23 protein-coding genes, 1 tRNA gene and 1 pseudogene are annotated in these 22,747 nt (G+C 57.5%); 15 read left to right on the forward strand and 10 right to left on the reverse strand.

From position 1 onward, the window contains the following. Positions 1-70 precede the first annotated feature (70 nt). From LQ220_RS17535 to LQ220_RS17555, 5 genes are all read left to right on the forward strand, one after another. Positions 71-1,774 carry a long-chain fatty acid--CoA ligase gene (locus tag LQ220_RS17535; protein ID WP_230189430.1) on the forward strand — a complete coding sequence of 568 codons (1,704 nt, stop codon included), beginning with the start codon at positions 71-73 and terminating at the stop codon, positions 1,772-1,774. A 60-nt stretch (positions 1,775-1,834) separates the two neighbouring features. After that, entirely contained in the window at positions 1,835-2,368 is a 534-nt protein-coding gene (gene msrA, locus LQ220_RS17540) for a peptide-methionine (S)-S-oxide reductase MsrA (RefSeq protein ID WP_230189431.1), read from the forward strand. Between the two features lie 143 nt (positions 2,369-2,511). Continuing rightward, positions 2,512-3,015 carry a DUF892 family protein gene (locus LQ220_RS17545; RefSeq protein WP_230189432.1) on the forward strand — a complete coding sequence of 168 codons (504 nt, stop codon included), beginning with the start codon at positions 2,512-2,514 and terminating at the stop codon, positions 3,013-3,015. Positions 3,016-3,213: 198 nt separating this feature from the next. Further along, positions 3,214-4,362 carry a glycosidase gene (locus LQ220_RS17550; protein ID WP_230189433.1) on the forward strand — a complete coding sequence of 383 codons (1,149 nt, stop codon included), beginning with the start codon at positions 3,214-3,216 and terminating at the stop codon, positions 4,360-4,362. 191 nt (positions 4,363-4,553) lie between these two features. Beyond that, positions 4,554-4,778 (forward strand): hypothetical protein, encoded by a 225-nt coding sequence (locus LQ220_RS17555; protein ID WP_230189484.1) that lies wholly within the window; start codon positions 4,554-4,556, stop codon positions 4,776-4,778. A gap of 32 nt (positions 4,779-4,810) precedes the next feature. Here LQ220_RS17555 and LQ220_RS17560 read toward each other — a convergent pair whose 3' ends face one another. Continuing rightward, positions 4,811-5,776 carry an L-threonylcarbamoyladenylate synthase gene (locus tag LQ220_RS17560; protein WP_230189434.1) on the reverse strand — a complete coding sequence of 322 codons (966 nt, stop codon included), beginning with the start codon at positions 5,774-5,776 and terminating at the stop codon, positions 4,811-4,813. 98 nt (positions 5,777-5,874) lie between these two features. Here LQ220_RS17560 and LQ220_RS17565 point away from each other — a divergent pair, with 98 nt between their 5' ends. Beyond that, positions 5,875-6,708 (forward strand): ATP-binding protein, encoded by an 834-nt coding sequence (locus LQ220_RS17565; protein ID WP_230189435.1) that lies wholly within the window; start codon positions 5,875-5,877, stop codon positions 6,706-6,708. Here LQ220_RS17565 and LQ220_RS17570 read toward each other — a convergent pair. Together LQ220_RS17570 and LQ220_RS17575 are read right to left on the reverse strand one after the other, a co-directional pair. Then, complete coding sequence (locus LQ220_RS17570; protein WP_230189436.1) at positions 6,698-8,017, reverse strand: sorbosone dehydrogenase family protein; 1,320 nt, start codon at positions 8,015-8,017, stop codon at positions 6,698-6,700. The genes LQ220_RS17565 and LQ220_RS17570 overlap by 11 nt on opposite strands. A gap of 58 nt (positions 8,018-8,075) precedes the next feature. Then, positions 8,076-8,252, reverse strand: coding sequence for a hypothetical protein (locus tag LQ220_RS17575; protein WP_230189437.1), 177 nt, complete (start codon positions 8,250-8,252; stop codon positions 8,076-8,078). A 199-nt stretch (positions 8,253-8,451) separates the two neighbouring features. Between LQ220_RS17575 and LQ220_RS17580 the strand changes: the two genes are divergently transcribed. Further along, positions 8,452-8,661 (forward strand): hypothetical protein, encoded by a 210-nt coding sequence (locus tag LQ220_RS17580; protein WP_230189438.1) that lies wholly within the window; start codon positions 8,452-8,454, stop codon positions 8,659-8,661. Between the two features lie 4 nt (positions 8,662-8,665). On the opposite strand, the gene argC is transcribed toward LQ220_RS17580, so the two are convergent. From argC to LQ220_RS17600, 4 genes are all read right to left on the reverse strand, one after another. Next, a complete protein-coding gene (gene argC, locus LQ220_RS17585; RefSeq protein ID WP_230189439.1) occupies positions 8,666-9,592 on the reverse strand; it encodes an N-acetyl-gamma-glutamyl-phosphate reductase in 927 nt (308 codons plus the stop codon). Continuing rightward, positions 9,589-10,497 carry an NlpC/P60 family protein gene (locus LQ220_RS17590; RefSeq protein WP_230189440.1) on the reverse strand — a complete coding sequence of 303 codons (909 nt, stop codon included), beginning with the start codon at positions 10,495-10,497 and terminating at the stop codon, positions 9,589-9,591. Before LQ220_RS17590 ends, argC begins: the two co-directional genes overlap by 4 nt. Beyond that, a complete protein-coding gene (locus tag LQ220_RS17595) occupies positions 10,457-10,807 on the reverse strand; it encodes a MarR family transcriptional regulator (RefSeq protein WP_230189485.1) in 351 nt (116 codons plus the stop codon). Before LQ220_RS17595 ends, LQ220_RS17590 begins: the two co-directional genes overlap by 41 nt. Positions 10,808-10,927: 120 nt before the next feature. Then, on the reverse strand, positions 10,928-12,325 hold the full coding sequence (locus LQ220_RS17600) for a leucyl aminopeptidase family protein (protein ID WP_230189441.1): 1,398 nt from the start codon (positions 12,323-12,325) through the stop codon (positions 10,928-10,930). 143 nt (positions 12,326-12,468) lie between these two features. Between LQ220_RS17600 and LQ220_RS17605 the strand changes: the two genes are divergently transcribed. The 5 genes and pseudogenes from LQ220_RS17605 to LQ220_RS17625 all read left to right on the forward strand — a co-directional run bounded on the left by LQ220_RS17605 (position 12,469) and on the right by LQ220_RS17625 (position 16,125). After that, a complete protein-coding gene (locus tag LQ220_RS17605) occupies positions 12,469-12,663 on the forward strand; it encodes a hypothetical protein (RefSeq protein ID WP_230189442.1) in 195 nt (64 codons plus the stop codon). Between the two features lie 136 nt (positions 12,664-12,799). Beyond that, positions 12,800-13,495, forward strand: coding sequence for a DUF4163 domain-containing protein (locus LQ220_RS17610; RefSeq protein WP_230189443.1), 696 nt, complete (start codon positions 12,800-12,802; stop codon positions 13,493-13,495). A gap of 169 nt (positions 13,496-13,664) precedes the next feature. Beyond that, complete coding sequence (locus LQ220_RS17615) at positions 13,665-15,065, forward strand: glycosyltransferase (RefSeq protein ID WP_230189444.1); 1,401 nt, start codon at positions 13,665-13,667, stop codon at positions 15,063-15,065. A gap of 7 nt (positions 15,066-15,072) precedes the next feature. Further along, positions 15,073-15,375, forward strand: a pseudogene (locus tag LQ220_RS17620) (glycosyltransferase); the annotation flags it as partial. A 210-nt stretch (positions 15,376-15,585) separates the two neighbouring features. Next, the gene (locus LQ220_RS17625; protein WP_230189490.1) at positions 15,586-16,125 is read left to right on the forward strand and encodes a hypothetical protein; all 540 of its coding nucleotides are present in this window, start codon (positions 15,586-15,588) and stop codon (positions 16,123-16,125) included. An 81-nt stretch (positions 16,126-16,206) separates the two neighbouring features. On the opposite strand, the gene LQ220_RS17630 is transcribed toward LQ220_RS17625, so the two are convergent. Then, on the reverse strand, positions 16,207-17,997 hold the full coding sequence (locus LQ220_RS17630) for an SLC13 family permease (RefSeq protein WP_230189445.1): 1,791 nt from the start codon (positions 17,995-17,997) through the stop codon (positions 16,207-16,209). Further along, the gene (locus tag LQ220_RS17635; RefSeq protein WP_230189446.1) at positions 17,994-19,556 is read right to left on the reverse strand and encodes a DUF389 domain-containing protein; all 1,563 of its coding nucleotides are present in this window, start codon (positions 19,554-19,556) and stop codon (positions 17,994-17,996) included. The genes LQ220_RS17630 and LQ220_RS17635 overlap by 4 nt, the downstream gene beginning before the upstream one ends. A 417-nt stretch (positions 19,557-19,973) precedes the next feature. Between LQ220_RS17635 and LQ220_RS17640 the strand changes: the two genes are divergently transcribed. Beyond that, a tRNA-Pro gene (locus LQ220_RS17640) sits at positions 19,974-20,050 on the forward strand. A gap of 196 nt (positions 20,051-20,246) precedes the next feature. Continuing rightward, positions 20,247-21,533: an integrase arm-type DNA-binding domain-containing protein gene (locus tag LQ220_RS17645; RefSeq protein WP_230189447.1), complete on the forward strand. Its 1,287-nt coding sequence runs from the start codon at positions 20,247-20,249 to the stop codon at positions 21,531-21,533. Here the strand turns inward: LQ220_RS17645 and LQ220_RS17650 are convergent. After that, positions 21,518-21,715 carry an AlpA family phage regulatory protein gene (locus LQ220_RS17650; RefSeq protein ID WP_230189448.1) on the reverse strand — a complete coding sequence of 66 codons (198 nt, stop codon included), beginning with the start codon at positions 21,713-21,715 and terminating at the stop codon, positions 21,518-21,520. The two genes, LQ220_RS17645 and LQ220_RS17650, sit on opposite strands and share 16 nt — an antisense overlap. A 350-nt stretch (positions 21,716-22,065) precedes the next feature. Between LQ220_RS17650 and LQ220_RS24940 the strand changes: the two genes are divergently transcribed. Further along, positions 22,066-22,194, forward strand: coding sequence for a hypothetical protein (locus tag LQ220_RS24940; protein WP_290369059.1), 129 nt, complete (start codon positions 22,066-22,068; stop codon positions 22,192-22,194). The last annotated feature ends 553 nt before the right edge of the window (positions 22,195-22,747 follow it).

The raw sequence follows: 22,747 nt of genomic DNA on the forward strand, positions 1-22,747 counted from the left end.
CGCTCTTTGTAGCAATTGTCGGGATTTTACCGGATTGCCAGCCTGATTATCTCCACTTACACCTATGTAAATGGAGAGCGAAAACATCATCTGGAACAGCCATTATAATCATCCGACACGGTGGGATCAGTCGTTCCCGCCATTGTCGTTGACGGACATGTTCATCGACAGTGCCACTGCCCATCCGCAGGCGCATCTCATCGATTTCATGGGGCGCAAGTATAGCTACGCAGAATGCCTCGACGGAGTGCGGCGCGTCGCCTGCGGACTACAGGCTATGGGCGTGCAAAAGGGGGACCGGATCGGTCTCTATCTGCCCAATGTACCGCATTATGTCGCCGCCTACTATGGCGCGCTGATGGCCGGGGCCACGGTTGTCAATTTCTCTCCCCTCTACACTGCGGCGGAGTTGTCGCATCAGGTGGAGGACAGCGGGACAAAAATTCTCTTCACGCTGTCGGCCAAGGCTTTATTGCCCACGGCACTGAAGGTTCTCGAAAGCAGCAGTTTGGAGAAACTGGTCGTCGGCTCAATCGCGGGAGCGTTGCCGACCACGAAATCCCTTTTCTATCGATTGTTCAAGAAGGCCGATAGCGTCGAGCGCCCGAACGATCCGCGTGTCATCGCCTTTTCCAAGCTCATCGCCAACAAAGGCGCTTGTGCCGTTGCGCCGATCGATCCGGTCAACGACATTGCGTTGTTGCAGTATGCCGGAGGCACTACTGGCCAGCCCAAGGGTGCGATGCTGACCCACCAGAATTTGAGTGCCAATGCGCGTCAGGTGGAAGCCGTCGATCCTTGTCGCGATCAGGCGGATCGGATCATCGGCGTCCTCCCCTTCTTTCACGTTTTCGCCAATACTTGTGTCCTCAATCGCACCGTACTGAACGGTGGAGAGATTGTGATGCTGCCGCGTTTCGAAGCCGTGCAGGTGCTGGCTGCAATCGGCAGAACCAAGGCAACGTCCCTGCCGGGTGTGCCGACCATGTATCAGGCGCTTCTTGATCATCCGGCCGTCGGTAACATTGATTACTCATCGCTGCGTGTGTGTATTTCTGGGGGCGCACCCTTGCCGCTGGAGGTTAAGCAGCGGTTCGAAGCGGTGACGGGTGCCAAGGTGGTCGAGGGCTATGGGCTTACCGAAAGCAGCGGTGTCGTTTCAACCAATCCTTATGAGGGATTGAACAAGACTGGCACTATCGGTCAACCTTTGCCGGGTACACTAGTCAAGCTAGTGGACAAGGAAGACCCGACACGCCCGCCGCCGCCGGGCGAACCGGGCGAAATCGTGTTTTCCGGCCCGCAGGTCATGAAAGGCTATTGGCAGCGGCCCGATGCCGATGGCGACGCATTCGTCGGCGAATTTCTGCGTACTGGCGATGTGGGGGAAATCGATGAGGATGGCTATATTCGTGTCGTCGATCGATTGAAGGACATGATTTCCGTCGGTGGGTTCAAGGTGTTCCCCAGCCAGATCGAGGCAATCCTGTATCACCACCCGGCAGTCAAGGAGGCATTGGTCATCGGTATTCCGGATAGCTATCGTGGCGAAATGCCCAAGGCTTTCGTGACGTTGCAAGATGGCGACGACGCCCGAGTGGCAGTTGACGAAGAAAGCCTGAAACTTTGGCTGAACCCGCAATTGGGGAAGCATGAACGCGTCGCCGCTGTGGAAATCCGTACAGCCTTACCCAAGACACTGGTCGGAAAATTGTCGCGCAAGGAACTCGTTGTCGAGGAGCGTGCGCGAGCGGCCACTAAAGTATCCGCCTAGTCGCGCTGCGCTTGTCCTGCGCTGTTGTCCTCCTATCTAGGACGCAACGGAGAACATTATATGGCTGAAGAAATTGCAACGCTGGCTGGAGGCTGCTTCTGGTGCACGGAAGCGGTATATACACGGCTGAAGGGGGTTTCCTCGGTCACGAGCGGTTACATAGGTGGCACCGTTCCCGATCCAACTTATGAGCAGGTATGCAGCGGTCGCACCGGCCATGCCGAGGCGATTCGGATCGCGTTCGATCCTGAGGTTATCAGTTTTGCAGATCTGCTCGACATTCATTTCGTGACGCATGATCCAACGACTTTGAACCGCCAGGGCAATGACGTGGGCACGCAATATCGCTCCGCTATCTTTCCCCACAACGCCGGGCAGAAGGTTGCCGCGGAGCAGGCGATAGTGCGCGCGCAACCCGATCATCGCGATCCTATCGTCACAACGATCGAGCCTTTGACAGAATGGTATCCCGCCGAAGATTATCATCAGCAATATTGGGATCGCGTCGGCACTCAGAACCCTTATTGTATGGCTGTGATCCCGCCGAAGCTGAAGAAATTGCAAAGCAAATTCTCCCAACGACTGGAGGCGTGATCATCAGGCCGTCAAGGTATCCGCCGGTCGCCACGAAAACATACTAACTTACATCAGGCTGGCCGGTTTAACAGGAACTGCATCCGCTTTCATACGCTCCTCAACCATGTTGGACATTTCGTTTGGCAAGAAGGAGAGCGCCTGTGTCGACCCCGGAAAATCTTAATGATGTGTATGTCGATGAACTGAAGGATCTATGGTCCGCTAACGACCAGATGTTGAGAGTCATCAAGAAGTTCGCCACGAAAGCAAGCGATGCATCGCTCAAAGAGATGCTTACTGAATCGCAGGAAGGGATCGCCGGCCACACAGCAATCCTGAAAGAGCTGATTGCAGGACAGAATGAGAAGGTGTCGAAGGACCATTGCAAAGGCATGGAAGGCCTTGTGGCCGAAGCAACGAAACATGTGCTTGAAGAAGGTCCTGATAAAGGGCCGGTGCTCGACGTCCTCATCATCGCACAATATCAGCGCATGACGCATTATGGCATCGCTGGGTTCGGCACGGCGGCTGCTTATGCCAAGGCTCTCGGGCTGAAAGACGATAACAAGAAACTGCGCAATGCGACCAAGGATATCTACGGCGGCGACGAATATATGACGAAGCTGGCAGAATCGACCGTCAACATACAGGCTGAAGACGCCTGATCTGTTGCCATCCGTGGGATATCTCTCACGGATGGCACATCGATATGGCGTGGGAAAGGTTCGGTGCGCGCCCATATCCGCGACACAGAATCCGTGGCAAAGCAGGCTCAATACTGCCCTATAAACTTTGTCGCAGAGGAATATCAGGATGCTGCCGGCCGACTCGAAAAACTCCGCTCCACAAATTTCGGCGTAGGAATGGCTTTCCCATTTGATCAGCTTGTTCTCGTTCCCGATGACATTGACCTCTTGCGCTCACCGCTTGCCGGGCATCTATCCGTCGAGACTCATGTGCTGGGCGCTTTCAATCCGGGACTGACACGTCTCCCAAATGGCAACCTGCTAATGATGGTTCGCATAGCGGAGGCATTGCGACATCCGGTGGTCGACGGGCATGTTCACACCATTCGATGGGAAGCCATCAAGGACGATGCACGGGGCCGCTTTGCTGTCGATGCTTGGCCCCTCGAACAGGCCGATACGACCGACCCGCGCAAATTCATGCTTTGCGGCAATAGTTGGAAGACAATGGCGCTGACGTCATTGTCGTGGCTGTTACCTGTGGAGCTTAGCCCTGACGGTCGCGAACGCATCGAGATTCACTATGACAAGGCAATTGCACCCGCGTTCGACTTTCAATGCTATGGGCTGGAGGATGCACGGATAAGCAAGGTCGGCGAACGATGGCTGATGACGACCTGTTCCGTCAGTCCGGAACGTCACGCGACTACGCTCTACAGCTCGACCAACGGCCTCGACTGGACTTTTGAGGACATTGTCCTCGATCATCAGAACAAGGACATGCTGATTTTCGAAGACCTCATCGACAATCATTATTGGGCGCAGACTCGGCCTCTGGGCGACCTGTACTTTGCTTATCCGCCTGGCAGCGGTTGGCGCGCTGGCCCTTCGATAAACCTTGCGCTCTCTCCCGATACCCATTTCTGGAAACCGTACCGCAAGCCTGGATTGCGGCCACATGCAACTACACGAGCAACGGAGCGAATGGGCGGGGGAACGCCCCCAATTCTGACCGAGGCTGGCTGGCTGTCATTATGGCATGGTGTCGAGCCGAAAGACGTCGTTGGCATCTATCGAACCTACTGGTCAATTCTGGATCGGGACGATCCAAGCATCGTATTGCACACGGAAAATACGCCGTTGCTTGAGGCAAATCCGGCGATTACTCACCCCATCGAGCATCAAATGTACTTGCACGACGTCGTGTTCACGACGGGAATCGCCAAACATGGCGATGTTTATGTTGTGGCGTCAGGTGAAGGCGACCTTGCGTGTCGTATTACGCATATCCCGTGTTCGGTATTTGCAATTGCACCGCCCACTTGATGCTCTAGGCGTTGATAGAGCTATCGCGATTTACCTATAGCGTCGCTTGCCCGGTTCATGGCATGGCGAGGCTGCAGCAGTCTTTATCTGCCATAGCCTTGTTTTGTTGACGGTTTCGGGGAGTGAATCAAATGTTTCGACAGGTAGATCGCCTCCGGCCTTTGTCGTTAGCTGCTGCAGTGGCACTGCTGATGCTGCCTGGCTGTATTGCCCGGACGGCGGTCGACATTGTGACTTTGCCGGTCAGGGCCGGGGCGCAAGCAGCGGACTGGGCGACGACCAGTCAGGACGAATCGGATCGCAACTACGGCCGTGAAATGCGCAAGAAGGAAGAGCGCGAAGGCAAGGAAATGAAGAAGCGCGACAAGGAGCGGCGTCGTGCCTGCAAGGAAGCGGGTTACGACGATTGCAATTGAACGCTGCGGCGTGTCGCCGATTGTCCCTGAAATTAAGCGGCGGCCCGTCGTAGTCTATCGTTGATTGCCATGCCGATCCCGTCTGAGGGGATGGAAGCGATGGCGATGCGTGTAGCAGTGCTGGCGTCAGCCAGATGTAGGGCCGCGAACAAGTTGGAGGCTGCCTCCCGAAGATCGGCTTCCGGACTAAGATTATAGTGGCATGCGATCAGGCCGAAGCCGATCATATATTCATCCCGTTCCGCGTTTGCCGCATTGAGGCGTAAGGGTTTGCTGGGGGCATAATGGCTCTCTAGTTGCCCCGGCGCTTCAACAGCTTCCATCGGAACATACTGTTGCGCAACGACGACAGGTAGGCCGCTCGCTTTTTCCAGCATCTCGGGCGTGACCGACCCGGGGCGCAGCATGCGAATGCGCTGCTCTTCTGGCGCGACAATGGTCGATTCCAGCCCTTCGCTGGTTGGTCCTGCATCCAGTATCATACGAACCCTGCCGCCCAGGCTCGCCAATACATGCTCTGCGCGCGTTGGGCTTATAGATCCGCTGGCATTGGCCGACGGTGCGGCGAGGGGTTTGCCACTTTCGCGGATAAGGCTGAGCATCGCTGGATGGGCGGGCATGCGCAGTGCAATGGTCGCAAGACCCGCCGTAACGCGCGGTGCGATGTTGCTGTCTGCGCGCAGCGGAAGGACCATCGTTAGCGGCCCGGGCCAGAACGCCTTTGCCAACATGTCCGCAGTGCGATTTAACGTGGCGATCCGCTCGGCCATGCCCCGATCCGCCACATGGACAATCAGCGGGTTAAAGCCCGGTCGCCCCTTCGCTGCAAAAATCGCTGCAACGGCCAGATCGTCGGTGGCATCTGCTGCAAGGCCATACACAGTCTCTGTCGGCACCGCGACAGGTTCCCCAGCGCGGATCAGCGTTGCTGCCTCACGCAGCGCAGCGGTGTCATATCGGCATATGCGCGTGGTAAAATAGGGTTGGGAAATGGTCACTGTCCCGCGCTATAGCTTTGCTCACGCTCGCTTAGAAGCGCAAAGCGTCAAAACCGTTACGCTTGCTGCACATCCTTCTCGCCGATAGAGCGCCATGTATGACAGATCCCGCCCTTAGCCGCATTGCCGACGCTCTTGAAGCATTGGTCCGTAACGTATCGCCTGCGTCCGTCACTCCGGTTGATCTGAATGTTGCGCCTGCCTACCACTGGGATGGGATAGCGATCCGGCCGGTGGATGCCTTTGCACCGGTCGCATTCGATTTGCTGTCCGGCATCGATGCGCAAAAGTCCGCTTTGCTTGAAAACAGCCGTCGCCATGCAGCGGGATATCCCGCGCACGATGCATTGCTATGGGGCGCGCGTGGCACGGGTAAGTCAGCAACTGTCGCAGCCTGCGTAGCGCGGTTACAGGGGGCGGGGCAGGACATTGCTCTCGTCCAGTGCGCCACCGACAGTCTGGCGAGCCTGCCGGCATTATTTGCCTTGCTGCGTGGATCGACACGGCCCTTCATCCTGTTTCTCGATGATCTGGGCTTTGACGACGATGGCGGCGATGCCCGGTCGTTGCGATCGTTACTGGAGGGTGGCGCCACGGCGCGTCCTGCCAACGTTCGCCTCTACGTTACGTCAAACCGGCGGCACATCTTGCCGCGCTATCTGAACGAGCAAGACGATCCTATCAATGTGCGCGATGTCGTCGATGACAAGATGGCCCTATCGGATCGCTTCGGCCTTAGCCTCGGGTTTCACAATCTCGATCAGGATGCCTATCTGGCCATCGTGTCGGGCTATGCGCGGCGCTTCGATCTCAGTTTCGAACCGCTGGATGCTATCCAATGGGCGACCCAGCGCGGTAGCAGGTCGGGCCGGGTCGCATGGCAATATGTTGTCGAACTGGCGGGGCGGGCAGGGAAGTCGCTTACTTCCTGACCCGCCAGATTATGCCACCTACATCGTCGCTGACCAGAACCGCGCCCTTTTGATCGATCAGAACATCGACGGGGCGGCCACGGGCGTCACCATCCTTGTCGAGGAAGCCGGTCAGCAGGTCGACAGGTTTCCCGGTTGCCTGACCATCAGCGGTGAACGGTACGAACATCACCTTGTACCCTGCGGCGGGTTTGCGGTTCCAACTGCCATGCAAACCGACGAAGGCTCCGCGGTCGAAGGGGGCTCCAAGCGCTGCGCCGTTGGCGAAGGTCAGCCCCAAAGGCGCGACATGGTTGCCCAGCGCGTAGTCTGGACGGTGGGTGTATTCGCGCAGCTCCGGTCGCTCGGGCTGAACGCGGCGATCTTCGTAGCCGCCCCAATATATCCAGGGCCATCCATAGAATCCGCCAAATTCGACGCGGGTGAGATAATCGGGGACGAGATCGCTACCAAGCATGTCGCGTTCATTAACGACGGCCCACAGCTCCTTGCTCGACGGTTCCCAAGCCATGCCGACAGGATTGCGCAAGCCGCTTGCATATATACGCTTATCGCCGGTCTTGAGGTTCAGTTCATAAATGGCAGCGCGGTTTTCTTCCTTGTCGAGACCATTTTCGCCTATGTTGCTGTTCGATCCAACCGCAATGTACAGCAAGGTGCCATCGGGGCTGGCGAGCAGGTTCTTCGTCCAATGCATATTGGGCGCCAACGATGGCAGGTTCATCACCTTGCGGCCCTTGGCGGTGATCCTCGTTTCGCCGGTCTTGTAGGGGAAGGCCATCAGGGCATCGGTGTTGGCGACGTACAAAGTGTCGCCCGCCAAGGCCATGCCGTAAGGCGAATTAAGGCCTGTCAGGAAGGCTGTCTTCACTTCGGCCTTGCCGTCGCCATCGGCGTCGCGCAGCAACGTGATACGGTTAGGCGAGGCGACTCCTGCGCCTGCTTTCGCCATCAACCACCCCATGATCATGTCTTTGAGGCCGGTCGTTTCACCCTTGGGGCCATTGGTCTCTGCAACCAGTATGTCGCCATTGGGTAGGCGCATCATGGAACGGGGGTGGACGAGGCCTTCGGTAAAGCGTTCGACGGTCAGCCCCTTGGCAGCATCAGGCTTTTCCCCGGCCTTCCATCCCACCACATCGGCAATGTTGACGGTTGGGATGATTTCCCGGCGCGCAAGGGTGAAGTTGGGCGTGCGGCCAATGTCTTCTCCCGGCTTCAACTGGGCCGTGTCGCCCCGCGCCATATAGAAGATTCCGCCTGCCGCGACGGCAAGAATGACGAGGAGCAGAGCCAGGTATTTTTTCATGGGAATGATCTAGGTCGGCACGCTTCCTCCCGCAAGCGTCGTCAGCAGAAATCCCGTGCTATTGACCGCGTTCGCGCAGCCATAACAGCACTGCGATCAAAATGCCGGTGCCGACGCCCACCAACAAGCCGATGGTCGGTTGTCCCAACAGCCCGCCACCGATAACGCCTCCAATAGCCAGAAATGCGATGATGGCGCCGGCGCCGGTCGGGTTCTTTCGTACAGGTGTCGTCATGAAGCCTCCTTGCCATGCTTCACTACGGGACGCCAGATGTCCCGGAACGGTGCATCTGTCCCGATATGGCATGTAGATAACGTCTCGTTGACTATCGAAGCCCGCAGCAACCGCCCATCCCGCAGTTCTGGCATGATGTGTGAACATCGGAGCCAGCAACAACCGTCCGGGGTTCACCCGGCGTCACATGAGGGCATTCATGCTGCTACCCTATTTGTCTGATCGCGCGAGTGTCGATGATGCCGCGGAACTCATGGCCATGTATGGCGACGATGCTGCATATGAAGCCGTGATCCGCGCCGATCACAGCCGCGATCTGGGCAACCACATTCACTTTTGCCGCTGGCGCCAAATCGAGCGGCTGATCCTGTTGCTGTCGATCGAACTGCCGTTAGGTACGCTGCACTAAAGCGTCAGAGCTTCAGGCCTGCGGTCTGCTCAAGGCCCGCAAGTATGTTGAGGTTCTGCACCGCTGCACCTGCTGCACCCTTTCCAAGATTATCGAGCGCGGCGACCAGTCGCACCTGTGTTCCCGCTTCATTGGCGAAGACGAAAAGGTCGAGCCGGTCGCTGTTCGCGCAGCGTTCGACGGTCAGGGTCGATGCGCCATAGTCTTCTACCAGGCGGACGATAGGCGATCCCGCATAATGGTCGTGCAAGGCAGCGCGCATCGCGGCGGGAGAGGGCGCGCCCGGCATCGCTCCTATCGGTAATGGTATGTCCACGATCATCCCCCGATGCAACGGAACTACCGCAGGCGCGAAGATCGGTGAGATCGTCAGCCCACAATGCGCCTGCATTTCCGGCACATGCTTGTGACTAAGGCCAAGGGCGTAAGATGAATAAGTCGATACGTGCAAAGTGCTTTCATAATCCGCGATCATGGCTTTGCCGCCACCGGAATAACCCGACACTGCGTTACATGCGAGCGGCCAGTCGGCGGGGATCAGTCCTGCGCGCACCAGTGGGGCGACAAGGGCAATGAATCCCGTCGAGTAGCAGCCGGGATTGCTAATTCGTTTCGATGTCGAAACGATGTCATGCCCTGATATTTCGGGGAAGCCATAGACCCAGCCGGGCGCAACACGGTGCGCAGTGGACGCATCGATAACCTTCGTCCGATCATTGTCGATCAGCGAAACGGCCTCACGCGCGGCATCGTCCGGCAGGCACAGGATTACGATGTCGGCATCGTTCAAGGCCCGCTTGCGTGCGTTGGCATCCTTGCGCTCGGCATCGGACAAGGTGATCAGCGAAAGCTCGGTGCGATCCGCCAGCCTTTCCCGGATTTCCAGGCCAGTCGTTCCCGCCGCACCGTCGATGAAGACATTTGTGCTCATCGGCTTATTCTCCGCCGCGTAAGTATCGGTTGATCATGATCCGGTGCCAACCGTGCGACGACATCCGCCAGTGGTTCTATGACGGTTGTCATCCAATAGGCATTGGCATGCAGCAATCGGCTTTCATCCATCATCATCCCGACATGGCCGGGGAAGAAAATGAAGTCGCCCCGCTGGAGCGTTTCGTCGTTGGATAATACCGTGCCTATGCTTTCGCGCTGCAAGTCCGTATCGCGCGGCACAGACTTGCCGCACTGAGCCAAGGCGATCTGGACGAGGCCAGAGCAATCCACGCCCTGATGCCCACGCCCGCCCCAGATATAGGGCTGGCCCAGATAGTGTTCGGCAACCGCAACCCAGTCATTCTCCCGAATTTTCGCATCGGTAGCATGACGTTGATGTACGAACCCTTCGGCACAGCACAGAAACGCGCCTTCGACAGTTGCCGGAAACACCGACCCACGCGGCCAATAATCCACGATCCGCGACTTTATATCAGGATCGGAAAATACCGGAGCCAGCGATGTGGATATACGATGCGTCGCGGTTTCCCGTACGTCCAGCGCTTCGCGTCGCACATAGCCGACATAGCCGTCATGCTCGCAGAAACCCCAGGCCCAGTCGGCTGTGACATCCAGGACATGGAAAATTTCGCCGCGCAGCAGTTGCGTAACGCATTCGGCTCCGACCGATTTGGCGGATTGCACGGGCGCTCCGGGCCATACGCAACTCATTTCGACCGCGCGCGCATAATGTGCAGAGAACAGAACACCCGCCAACGACATATCGGCAAGGTCGCTGCGAATGGCGTGAACACGCTTGTCTAAAACTGCTGAACGGCCCTGAAGCTTGAATCGCGTGCGGTCAGGCTGCGCGCTCGGCGCTTTTGCTTCGGTGTCGTTCATCGCGGTTCGTTCCTGCGATGAAACCGTTGAATCCGTCAAGAAAATCTGCCCCTTTGGATGTCCGCGCGACGAAGATATTCCGTCGGTCGGCCACGTCGCGTTCGCGGCGCAGATAGCTTAGAGCAGACAGCTTGTTAAGAGCGCGTGTAATTACGGGTTTCGATACATTCAACGCCTCTGCCAAACCGCGAACCGTGTGTGGTCCCGGCTCGACATATACCTTCATCATCAACGCCATCTGACGGTTCGTAAGGTCCGGTTCGCCCGAGCGGACATAGTCGACGAGCGTCTGCATCCACTTGTCGAGCATCGGGGTCGTGCTGCGCTGCGCACGGGCGTTGTCGTTGGGGGCTGCCTGAACTTCCATGGCACCGTAACGCACAACATCAGGTCCGGTTGCGTAACGGGCGGCGGGGCCATCAAATTCCTATTACGCCTCTCGGCCATAACGCGATTGCAACATCGCGAATGCCGCGCGCAGTCCCAGAGCATCGCCACCCTTGGGACGCCCCGGCTTTGCAGAAGGGCGCCATGCGAAGGTGTCGAAATGCGCCCAGGCTATCGTATCGGCTACGAACTTCTGTAAAAAGAGCGCCGCCGTGATCGACCCGGCAAAGCCGCCTTCCCCCGCATTGTTGACGTCTGCAATGTCGGATTTCAACATGTCGCCATAGGCGCCCCATAATGGCAAACGCCACAGCGGGTCGTCGGCATCGGTCCCCGCCTGGATCAGCGCTTGCGCCATTGGTTCGTCGTTGGAAAAAAGGGCCGGCAAGTCCGGACCCAATGCAACGCGCGCAGCGCCGGTGAGCGTTGCAAAGTCCAGTATCAACTCGGGGCTATCCTCGACCGCCTTCGTCAGTGCGTCGCCCAGCACCAGCCGCCCTTCGGCATCCGTATTGCCGATTTCGACGGTCAGCCCCTTGCGCGTCGCCAACACATCACCCGGCCGAAACGCGTTGCCGCTGATGGCATTTTCCACGGCCGGGACAAGGACATGGAGATGTACGGGCAAACGGCTGGCCATAACCAGCTTCGCCAGCGCCAGAGCATGCGCCGCGCCGCCCATATCCTTCTTCATGATGCGCATCCCCGCGGATGGCTTGATGTCCAGACCGCCGCTGTCGAAACAGACGCCCTTGCCGACGATGGCGATTTTGGGGTGTTTGGGATCGCCCCATGTCAGTTCGATCAAGCGTGGCGCGAAGGCGCGGTCCGCTGCGCGCCCTACGGCATGGATCATGGGATAGCCTGTTGCGAGTGCATCCCCCTGGGTCACGTCCATCCGCGCGCCATAAGCCGATGCGATGGCACCGGCGGCTTCCTCTAGATGCGGCGGTCCCATGTCGGCGGCGGGCGTGTTTACCATGTCGCGAACCATAGCGACGGCTTCGGCAAGAAGGATTGCCGGCTCGATCCGCCGTACATCGTCGGTCAACAGGACACGCGCGCCTATTGGGGTGTCATCGCGGCGATATCGTTCGAAGCCATATTGCGCGGTCAGCCAACCCAGCATGGCCGGACCGGGACGGCGTTCGCTCAGTCGATATGTGCCAGCAGGCAAGACCTCGGCAAGTTTGGCAAGGCACCAGCTCGACAGGCTATCGACATTCGCCACGCCCGATACCACGGACCATTCGTCTGCCCGATCCCCAGGCAATATCGCATATTCATAGCCTTTGCCGCTAAACTTCTGCGCCGATACCGCGGTCCGGGCTCGTTCCGGCTGTGCTTTGAGCCATTCGGTAAAGCTGTTGCCGTCAACCAGTTGTATGGAACGCGCGGGCTGTCCGCTGTCGGCTTTGAGCAGTTCGCTAAAATCGGTCATTGCACCGATGTAGGGCAAAGGTGGCAGGCACGAAAGGCAGCTTTTCGCCGCGTCCTGTGTCCTGTCCATCGCGAAGAACCATTGAAGCGACGGCGAATAGGCATATGATGCTGGGTAACAACCAAAAAAGCAGGAGAGTAAGGATGTTTGCAGGAAACAAGAAAGATCATGCCGTTCGCGCCCGCGCTTATGCCCTGGCGGAGACCGGGCGCTTCACGATCGTGCGCGAAATCGAGCAGGCGCTGGTGGGCGAAGGCTGGCCAGATGCCAGCATCGTCTTGCAGGGCGAATATGTTCGGCAGGCAATCGCGGAACGGCTGGCCACTCACGCGCATTAAGTCCGCTATGCCTAATCTCCTTATGTTGCGCGCTGCCATTCTTTCAACAGTCGCGTTGGGGGTTTGTGCCTGTACGCCTTCAACCCCCGACCAGCCTGAACCGAAGAACGAAGAGACGGCATCCACGAGCACCATCGTGCCCCCAGCGCCCAAGGTGCCGATGGCCAAGGCGTTTGCAGTGGACGACAGTACTGACGTTCTCGAATTCAAGTACAGCTATCCGGCTGCGGCCGCGGGCGTCCCTGATATCGTCGCAAGCCTCACTGATGACATGAAAACCAACAAGGCGTCTGCGCTCAAGGCGGCTAAGAGCGATCAGGCCAGCGCGAAGGAAAGCGGCTTTCCCTTCCATACGCATAGCTACCAAACGCAATGGACCGCGAAAGCCGCAACTCCTAGGCTATTAGGGCTGCTTGCAGAGAGCTATTTCTATACCGGCGGTGCGCACGGCATGACAGGGTATAAGACCCTCTTGTGGGATAAGGTCGCAAAGCGCGAAGTCAGCATCGATGATATGACCATCTCGCGCAATGCGTTCGCGACTGTCATTACCCCCGCGTTCTGCAAGAGGCTCAATGATGCGCGGGCTGAGAAGCGTGGCGCCCCGGTTGTATCGGCCGACAGTGAATTCGATCGTTGCGTCGATCCGTTGAGACAGACGATTGTCCCCATTTCGAAAGATGGCAAGACTGTCGACCAGTTGCTGATCGTTATCGGGCCTTATGAAGCCGGCCCATATGCCGAGGGAAGCTACGAAATTGCGCTACCGGTCGACAGAGCCTTGCTCTCGACGATCAAACCCGAGTGGCGCGACGCATTTGCCAAAGGATAGTGACGAGTGTCGGTTCGATTACGCACGCCGATCCGAAGGCCTGTGACTATGGTTAATTCGTTGTTAGGAGTAATATTATAGCAGGTGCGCAGTCCCACCGGTGATGCCCAGATCAACTGCCTAAGTTTGTGTCTGGACAGATCACGCAAATGCGCAGGCGATGATGCATATGATTTCAGCAGCCCAGGCCCCGGCAATGCCGCTAGAGGTCAGCAACAGAATTCCCAAAATTCTGCACTTCATATGGGTAGGCGATGACAGCAAGCGACCCGACAACTGCATAGCCACTTGGGAGCGACACCATCCAGACTGGACGATCAGGATCTGGGGAAATTGCGATCTGACCGAAAATGAATGGGTAAACGCGCCGCATATTAAAGAAATGTGGGGGCGAGAGCTTAATGGCGTTGCCGACATGATGCGCTGGGAAATCTTGTATAATGAAGGCGGGGTCGTACTGGATGCCGATAGCATATGCGTCCGCGCGCTGGACGAAGACCTGCTGGATTGCCGTGCCTTTGCATGCTGGGAAAGTGAAATTGCCCGTCCTGGGTTAATCGCGGCAGGCTATTTCGGCGCAGAGGCGCAAAACCCGTTTGTTGGGCAGATCATTCTGGACATCCAGAACGAAGCATCCGTCGTAAATGACATGGCCTGGAAAACGGTCGGGCCCCAACGGCTTACGGACAGTTTCAGAAAATATGAATATCACGATCTGAAAATCTACCCGAGCCATTACTTTATACCGCAGCATTTCTCGGGTCTGAAATATAACGGCGACGGCCCGGTATATGCGCATCAATTGTGGGGAAGCACGCGCGCAGCTTATGATGAGATCAGTCTATTGAACTGCGATGAGGGCTTGCCCAATGTCGCGGAGCAGACAGACTATTCTATCCGGCCGGAAGCGGCGGTGGATTGTGATCGCAAGCCTGCAAACGATCAATCCGACGATATGGCGGCACAGTCATCGCTCGAACAGCTTCATGAGCCCTATTTCGTGCAGCATGTGCAGGTGAGTACGGACATTGCGAATGTGAACCGCCTCGATGTGCTGGCAACTATGTGCGCAGGCAAGCGCGTGTTGCATATCGGCTGCGCCGACTGGCCCATTACCGATCCCAAAGCATCGCTCCATCTGGCATTGGAACCCCATTGCCTCAAGCTTGACGGCTTCGATATTCATGCCGAAGCCCTTGAGGCTTTGGCACCCTATGTACGAGACAGCCTGTTCTCTGACATGGCGGAGCTGACCGACGAGTATGATATCGTACTTGTGCCGGAAGTGATGGAGCATGTCCCGGATATTCAGGGGTTTCTTGCGCAGCTCGATACGCTAAACGCGCCTTGCTATATCATATCGGTCCCGGACGCATATCAGTGCTTCAATCGTCACTTTGACTATATCGGAAGCACGCAGACCTTTGTCGAGGTTGTACATCCCGATCATAACTGTTGGTATACGCCCTACACATTCTCCAACGTGATTGCGAAGTATACCGACTGGAAAATTGAACATATGTGGTTCTTCAACCGCATATCGTTGCTGGCTCTGATCACCAAAAGCTGATCGCACAATGGCCAACATCACAACCGCTGCGCCGGGCCCACAACTGGCTGCAACCCTGATCGTTCGGAATGAGGCGCGCTGCATAGTCCGGTGCCTGGAGAGCGTGCGCCCATGGGTCGACCGAATAGTCGTCCTCGACACGGGTTCTACCGACGAGACGATGAATCTGGCAAAAAGCTGTGGCGCGGACGTGCATCGTATCGAATGGCCGGACGATTTCTCCATTGCTCGAAACCATGTCCTGGATATCGCCGATGCAGACTGGAATCTCGTCATCGACGCCGATGAGTGGATCGTGACGGGGGGCGATAAGCTGCGCGAATGGTGCGCAGGCAATCCCCAATTGGGCGCAGTCTGCATCCACAGTCAGTTTGAAATGCCGGGGGGTGGCAACAGCGACGTGGCACCGTCGAGTAGTCGTAGCTGGATAACACGCTTGTTACCTCGCGGAGCGCGCTTTCAGGGGCGCATACATGAACAAGTGCAATCGCCCCTTCCGCGCAGGCGGCTGGAGTTGCATTTGGAACATGACGGCTATCTGACTGCACAGATGGCTAACAAGCAGGAGCGCAATCGTGAACTCCTTCTGCTTGACCTCAAGGAAAACCCGGACGACCCCTACACCCTGTATCAATTGGGCAAAGAGGCGGAAATTCGCGACGATTTTTTGCAGGCCAGTAACTACTATACCCGGTCGATGACCCGGACACCGCAAGATGCCAACTGGCGGCATGAATTAATCATCAGGGCCCTGCATTGTTTAGGCAAAAGCGGGAAAGTCGATCAAGCGCTTGATATCGCCGACGCGCAGATGCCTCTGTGGCAGGAGTCTCCGGATTTTTTCTTCGTGTTCGGCAATCTCGCGCTGGAAAAGGCAATGAACGACCTCGATCGGGCAATGGATCATTGGCTGCCTCTTTCGCAGTGGTCGTGGCAGCGATGCCTGGACATCGGCGAGCGTCCCGATCTGGAAGGCAGCGTCCACGGACGAGGCAGCTTTCTTGCGCAGCATAATCTTGACCTCTTCAATTCGCAGATGGGGCTGGCTGCAGAAGGCTGACAAAAGCCGCGACGTCTTTCCGCGTCAGGCGAAGGGCCGTACGCTGTGCCTTTACGTCACGACGGCGCCATGAGTGTTTCGTCAAAACAGCCGGTAGCGCAGAACCAGTAGCGCCGAGAGCGTAACGATCATTAGCGCGACAAGGGGTAGCCCCGTTCGCGTATAGTCTCCGAACTTGTAATCGCCCGCCGACATAATCAGCATGTTGGTTTGATAAGCGACCGGCGTGGCGTAACAAAGGTTGCACCCGAACAGGACGGCAAGAACAAGCGGTTCGACGGGAATGCCGAGTTGCTGACCGAGGGTAAAAGCGATTGGCGTCCCGACGGCTGCCGCGGTCGTGTTCGAGGCAAAATTGGTCAACACGGTCACAAATAGCATCACGGCTGCCAAGACGCCTGCTGCCGGGAGATATTGTAACCCGATTGCCAGCAATCCGCTGAGCCATGCCGCAGCCCCGCTTTCCAACACCACACGCCCAATCGCAATGCTGGCGGCGACCAGTACGATCACCTTCGCAGACAAAGCGCGGCCAATACGGTCAAAGCGCACGCACCCCGTAACCAGCATCGCGATTGCTCCGCCTAGCGCCGAGATGGCAATCGGCACGATGCCGACACTCGCCGGGATCACGGCAGCCGCCATGATGGCCAGCGCCAGCGGCGCCTTGGTGGTCCGCGGCAATTCCTTCGCGCCGTCGAGGACCAGCATGTTTTCAGCCAGCGACATGCGCTGAATGTTCGCCAGCGTGCCGACGACTAACAGTATGTCGCCTTCTGCAAATGCAGTATCTCGACTATTCTCGACGGCAGTCTGGGGGAGCCACGAGCGACGCGCGCGGTGCACACCCAATATCGCCACATTGTAGAGTTCTGCTACGTTTGCCGAAGTTGCATTCTTGCCTACAAGGCCGGTGTCCTTGGGTATCGAAAGTTCGATGACTGTCAGGTCTTCACCCGTCGCCGCGTAGCCGTTGCGAAGACGGTCCATGAGCCAGGCCGGTGCTGCTGTCGCGCCCAGAACCCGCATCGTTTCTTCCAACGCCGCATGTGTGGCCGTCACCATAATCCGCCCGTCACCGCCCACGGTGCCGATTATTTCAACATCGGGAGGCAGCAGCGCGTTCAACTCATCACGGGAGAGGCCGCGCGCAACCGAATTGTTGCCCAGCCGAAGCAAGGCAGTGAAACGGCGGGGATCATGACCTGCCTCCACCGAATTGTCGGGCAATAAACGTGGCATGACCAACCAGATAAACGGCAATGCGATCAGCGCCGCCATCAAGACAATTGGCGTAAAGTGGAATACCGTCATCGGCGGCAGCCCCATGTCGCTTGCAATGGAAACGACGAGCAAATTGGTCGATGTGCCGATAGTGGTGGACATGCCACCGATGAGGACCGCGCTGTTTACAGGGATAAGCGTTCGCGAGGCCGGCATTCCGCCATTGGCCGCAATCGCCGCCATAATCGGGAGCATCAACACCAACACCGGTGTATCGTTGACCATCATGCTCATGCCGAACGCAAGCATAAGTGTAACGAGCAAACCGACCTGCTGATTGAAACGCCAGACCCGTGTTAGCAGCCGTGCCACCGGTTCAAGCGCTCCGGTTGTTACCAGTCCCCGACCCAGCACCATCAGCGCGCAGATCGTGACCAGCGCATAGTGACCGAATCCTTCGAATGCGAGTTTCAGCCCATCGGTTGGCACGTGGCCGGGCAGCGGGAAAGAATACAGCCCCAGGGCGATAGCGCTGATCGTGAGCAGCGAGATGATCTCGACCCGCGCGCGGCCCGACACGAAGCCATAGAACATTGCCCCGGTCAGCAGGATTGCACCGATAGCATGAGGGGATGGCGCTGCTATCATAATGGGTTACCTGTCGATATCGTCAGAACGAAGCGCTGGCCAGCGGGAGCTGCAGGGGCCGAATCGACTTCTTCGGCGGCCAGGATTGCGGCGATCGCTCGCCCCCGGCGTTCCGCTAGACCGGGTTGAGCAGAAGCGGGGCCACGGGGCAGGCCGGGCACCGCCAGTGCTGGCGCATTCCAGCGCTTGGCCGCCCAAGCGGAAGTCAGCACCGCAGCACGACCGGCAGCATCGAGAGTATCGACGTTATCGGCAAATGTGATTTCGGGAAGCGGGCCTTGGGGCGGGATAATTGCAACGTCCCACCCATCCGCCTCTGCGGCGGCGCGTTGCTCCAATATCCGATACGTTGCTACGGTGGCCCCGGGCAAGGCAAGAGCGGCTGCAGTCGCGCGATGATGGTCGCGATCAATAACGATATCGTCCGGTGCAACGCCTGTAATGAGCGCAACCATGCGCGCCAGCGCCGTCGCCCGCTGTGCTTCCGCTTTCGATTGTTCTCCTGCCTGACGCATCTCCTCGCGCTGGGCATCGATTGCACCGGCGCCTGCATCGAGCATGACCTGATCGACATCCAGCCTGACGGGGCGGCCCAGCATTTTCTCGATCGAGGGCTGAAGCGCTGCGCCTTTCTGTGTTCGCCCGCGTGGCGCGATGACGACCGATCTAATCTCAATGGGGGTACGGTCGAAATCGATTTCTAACTGGGTCACTCGTGCGTCCGAACCATATCGGTCGTTCAGCAGCGAACGGACCTGCGACACCGCCAAGGCCTCTCGCGCAATCCTGCCGAGCGATAGCGCCAGCGGCACTGCCATCGCAACGAATACCAGCAACAGCACGATGGTCTGCGCCCAGGTTTGCCGACTGGATAGATGGTGCCCAAATCCGTAATAACGAGCCATTACTGTGGCCGAAAGCGCAATGGTGATGAAGTTCGTGACGAACAGCGCAAAGGCGCCGCCCAGTACCGGCAAGTTCCACGTGGCGAGGCCGTAGCCCACAACGGCAAGCGGGGGCATCAGTGCGGTCGCGATGGCAACGCCGACAATTGTCTCACCTCGACCGCGGATAACGGCAAAGCTACCGGCCAACGCTGCGAACAGCGCGACTGCGAGATCGAACAGGTTGGGCCGCGTTCGCGCCACGATTTCAGACGTCGGAGCCTGAAGCGGCGATAATGTGACGATCAGTGCGGTAAATGCGACGGCGGCGACCGTGCCGATAATCAACGCTTTCAACGATCTACGCATTTCCGCGAAATCGAATAGCGCCAAGCTGAAGCCGAATCCCAAGATAGGGCTCATCAAGGGAGAAATCAGCATCGCGCCGATGACCACCGCTGGCGATGATAGCAACAAGCCAAGCACCGCAATGCCGGCCGACATCATCGTCATGAAAGCATAGCGTGGCGACCAGCCGCTTTCGTCGATAATTCTTGCGACTACGGTTTCGTGATCGACCGGTGCCACAACCTTTCGGCGCCACCAGCGATAAATCGTCAGGCGATCCAATCTGTCCCGAACCGTGTCGCGCTCCACATCGGATGCCCCTGTCATCAATTCCTCGTCACCAAACCTACAACAACGTCCACCTGATAGGAGGGCTGGGCGGTGGTGTCTGCCCCGTGACGAGCGATAGCACGATTTTTGCGGTATTAGAGTTGCTTGGCCCGACGCGGCTCGGTTTCGCAAGGTGGCGGGGCGCTCATTCGACACGACTTTGATCCTCGATTCAGCCCGCTTGAAAGTGTCATAGGGTGCACGCTGAGTTGGGGCTTGCGTCGATCGATAGGCTCAGCTTTCAGCAACAGGATTTTCGCAATCGCGAAGGGCGGGCTTGCCATTGAAGGGAAAACTGGAGTAAGACAGCAACGGAAATAAGAAATATTGTTTATTTTCATGGGTTTATACTTTTGACGGCTTGCCGGACCCACCATTATCCGATCGGGCACCCACCAGGGCCGATCGTCACGTCGGGGAGTAGCGCAGCCTGGTAGCGCATCTGCTTTGGGAGCAGAGGGTCGCAGGTTCGAATCCTGTCTCCCCGACCAACTTTTCGGTCCAAATCGACCAACAAAGTCTCAAAGCGTCTGAAAAAAATACTCTGTTTTCAACGCATTGCTTGGTATAAAATCGTCTCACACAGGATCCATTCTTGTCGAGCCGTTCCATGCGTTTTGTTGGTAAAAAAGTGGGTTATGTTGACAAACTTCGAATCCGGAACACGGATTCAAGGTGTTCAACCCGATGCTGACTGATGAAATTTTGCGAACGCTTGTCGCCGTCGAAAAGCCGATCAAGAGATCGGATGCCCATGGTTTGCATATCATGGTCCTGCCTGGCGGACGAAAGCGTTGGCGCCTGGCCTATCGGTTCAATCATAAGCAAAAGACGCTCGATGGCGGAGAGTATCCCGACGTCAGTCTCCACCGCGCGCGACTGTGGTGCGAGGAGATGCGCGCCTTGCTTAAGACTGGTGTCGATCCGGCCGAAAAGCGCAAGGAAGATGCCTTTCAGGCCAAAGCTGACAAGATAACGTTTGAGGATCTCGCTCTTGAATGGCTTGAAGCGCGCAGGCCGTCATGGACGCCGCGCTATGCCCGTATCACCGAGACGCGCATTCGATCCGATCTTTTCCCTTATCTTGGCCAGCTTCCCGTCCGATCCATCCTCCCACGAACCGTGCTCGAAGCCTTGCGATCCATCGAGGGAAGGGGGTCGGTCAATATGGCCCATCGGATCAAAAATCATTGCAGTGAGATCTTTCGCTTCGGTATCCCGGACGGAAGGGTCGATTCAGATCCGTGTCGCGACCTGACGTCGGCGATGGTCAAGGCACCGCCCACCCGGCATCGGGGAAAGGTCGAGATAAAGGATTTGCCCGAATTCTTCGCACGCCTCAACGCGGATGGCGGATCGCGGTTAAGCCATCTCGCCTTACGGTGGACGATTCTCACCATGGTCAGAACACAGGAGACGCGGTTCGCACAATGGGACGAGTTTGAAGGTCTGGGCACTGATGACCCAGTCTGGAGGATCCCCGCCGAGCGGATGAAGATGCGGTCGGAGCACCTCATTCCCTTGCCCCCGCAAGCGATCCAGCTTCTGCGCGAGATCAAGGAGCTTAACGTTTATGGCGCAGCAGGCAACGAGCGCTTTGGCAAATATCTATTCCCGGTAGCGGGCTCCCGATCGGACACGATCAGCGAGAACCGCATGCTCGATATCATGTACCGGGCAGGACTCCGCGGGAAAGCTACGGTTCACGGTTTTCGCGCGGTGGCCAGCACCGTTCTCAATGAATCAGGTCTTTTCATGCCCGATTGGATCGAGATGCAATTGGCGCACATGCCAAGAGGGGTGCGCGGCGTCTACAATGCGGCACGCTACCTTAGCCATCGTCGCAAGATGATGGAGTGGTGGGCGCAGTATCTGGACGCCGCAGAAGCGTCGGCCCCTCTGACACTGCCAACAATGGCCGGTCCGCTAAGAGCGAAAGCCCAGGGCCTCGAATGGTTTCAGAAATCCTGGTAAGCGGTAGGCGCCTCCATCCAACGGGCAATTCTCGAGGCGCGCCACCCTACGGCGCGCCGCCCGATCCGCTCCTGTTTTGGACACGTACCTTCCTTGATCATTCGATAAATGGACGCTTTGGGACAGCCGGTCTTTTCAATGACCGCCTTAATCCTCAGGAACCTGTCGTCTTGATCAACCATAGCAAACCGATCTCAACGATGGTCTGCCCGCCAAGAGCAATAGTGCTCCGAATTGAGATCTTCGACAAGACCGCTTTCATGCCTTTGGTACGATTGTCATAGTAAATCTGCCACACATGCAGGGCGATGCGATTTGGAGTTTTGCTTCTTGGCGATCATAGTCCGTTACTTCAAGTTGGGGCACAGGGGCCCCGTCGCGGGCCTGCCGCCAGATCCGCAATAGAACCCCTAGACTTTGTATGACGGCTGCCGTTCCGAGCAGAAACGATCCATCGATAGTTACCATTGCCGACTCCTTTTCTGACCTGCATGTTCTACATATGTTCTCATGTAGGAAAGGAGATTCTGCTATGGGCGTATTGGGCGAGCCAATCGCGGATAGGGTTAGATTGAGCGTGAAGGTCGATCTCGAAACCGTATTGAAGGTTCTCTTCCAGGCCGTGATATCCTTGTCCCGCGTCATCGGGCAAACCGCCTGAGACGAGCTGGCACGGCTCCTGGATGGACCCAGGGGTCGAGCATCGACAGAGCCCATTCTGGTTTCTGCGCCCAACCTGCACTGCACATCGAAGGGATAGGGCCGAGGGGGCGAACAGGAGCGTGGTGCACACTTCCCGGCCAACGCGATCTGCGCCGTCCGATTATAAGCTCCGGAACGGTGTGGAGCTGGGCGCGCTATGGTGGATAGCATTTGCCGATAATGTCCTAAGACCAGCGCCACGAACTGACAGGCATAGTCTTACAGGGCGGAGTCCATGTACAGCGCGCTTTCGCCGAACTTTATGCGTTTCGGGAACCACAGCGTTCGTTGCCGACGACTGTCATTATGCACGTGCATAACTTAACCTGTGCCCCGGGCGGCGGCAGGCTCATCAGGTACCCGGGATGCAGAAGACCGGCATTCTTGCCCATTGGGTGAAGGGATCGGGCCGACAGCGTGCGGGCCGGTTGGAAATTGCCAAAGTCATGATTGTATTCAAAGAAGGAGGACCGGCCATTGCCTCGCGATAACGATCTACGCCCTGCCGCGCA

It is taken from the genome of Sphingobium sp. CECT 9361, assembly GCF_918741285.1.
Classification (GTDB): domain Bacteria; phylum Pseudomonadota; class Alphaproteobacteria; order Sphingomonadales; family Sphingomonadaceae; genus Sphingobium.

What these genes read in the sequence shown, in the direction of transcription:
- LQ220_RS24940 (WP_290369059.1), top strand. Translation starts at nt 22,066, where the DNA reads ATGGGCGTATTGGGCGAGCCAATCGCGGATAGGGTTAGATTGAGCGTG.
- LQ220_RS17650 (WP_230189448.1), bottom strand. Translation starts at nt 21,715, where the DNA reads ATGGTTGATCAAGACGACAGGTTCCTGAGGATTAAGGCGGTCATTGAA.
- msrA (WP_230189431.1), top strand. Translation starts at nt 1,835, where the DNA reads ATGGCTGAAGAAATTGCAACGCTGGCTGGAGGCTGCTTCTGGTGCACG.
- LQ220_RS17570 (WP_230189436.1), bottom strand. Translation starts at nt 8,017, where the DNA reads ATGAAAAAATACCTGGCTCTGCTCCTCGTCATTCTTGCCGTCGCGGCA.
- LQ220_RS17555 (WP_230189484.1), top strand. Translation starts at nt 4,554, where the DNA reads ATGCTGCCTGGCTGTATTGCCCGGACGGCGGTCGACATTGTGACTTTG.
- LQ220_RS17550 (WP_230189433.1), top strand. Translation starts at nt 3,214, where the DNA reads ATGGCTTTCCCATTTGATCAGCTTGTTCTCGTTCCCGATGACATTGAC.
- LQ220_RS17600 (WP_230189441.1), bottom strand. Translation starts at nt 12,325, where the DNA reads ATGACCGATTTTAGCGAACTGCTCAAAGCCGACAGCGGACAGCCCGCG.
- argC (WP_230189439.1), bottom strand. Translation starts at nt 9,592, where the DNA reads ATGAGCACAAATGTCTTCATCGACGGTGCGGCGGGAACGACTGGCCTG.
- LQ220_RS17535 (WP_230189430.1), top strand. Translation starts at nt 71, where the DNA reads ATGGAGAGCGAAAACATCATCTGGAACAGCCATTATAATCATCCGACA.
- LQ220_RS17575 (WP_230189437.1), bottom strand. Translation starts at nt 8,252, where the DNA reads ATGACGACACCTGTACGAAAGAACCCGACCGGCGCCGGCGCCATCATC.
- LQ220_RS17595 (WP_230189485.1), bottom strand. Translation starts at nt 10,807, where the DNA reads ATGCTCGACAAGTGGATGCAGACGCTCGTCGACTATGTCCGCTCGGGC.
- LQ220_RS17565 (WP_230189435.1), top strand. Translation starts at nt 5,875, where the DNA reads ATGACAGATCCCGCCCTTAGCCGCATTGCCGACGCTCTTGAAGCATTG.
- LQ220_RS17645 (WP_230189447.1), top strand. Translation starts at nt 20,247, where the DNA reads ATGCTGACTGATGAAATTTTGCGAACGCTTGTCGCCGTCGAAAAGCCG.
- LQ220_RS17590 (WP_230189440.1), bottom strand. Translation starts at nt 10,497, where the DNA reads ATGAACGACACCGAAGCAAAAGCGCCGAGCGCGCAGCCTGACCGCACG.
- LQ220_RS17615 (WP_230189444.1), top strand. Translation starts at nt 13,665, where the DNA reads ATGATTTCAGCAGCCCAGGCCCCGGCAATGCCGCTAGAGGTCAGCAAC.
- LQ220_RS17630 (WP_230189445.1), bottom strand. Translation starts at nt 17,997, where the DNA reads ATGATAGCAGCGCCATCCCCTCATGCTATCGGTGCAATCCTGCTGACC.
- LQ220_RS17605 (WP_230189442.1), top strand. Translation starts at nt 12,469, where the DNA reads ATGTTTGCAGGAAACAAGAAAGATCATGCCGTTCGCGCCCGCGCTTAT.
- LQ220_RS17580 (WP_230189438.1), top strand. Translation starts at nt 8,452, where the DNA reads ATGCTGCTACCCTATTTGTCTGATCGCGCGAGTGTCGATGATGCCGCG.
- LQ220_RS17635 (WP_230189446.1), bottom strand. Translation starts at nt 19,556, where the DNA reads ATGACAGGGGCATCCGATGTGGAGCGCGACACGGTTCGGGACAGATTG.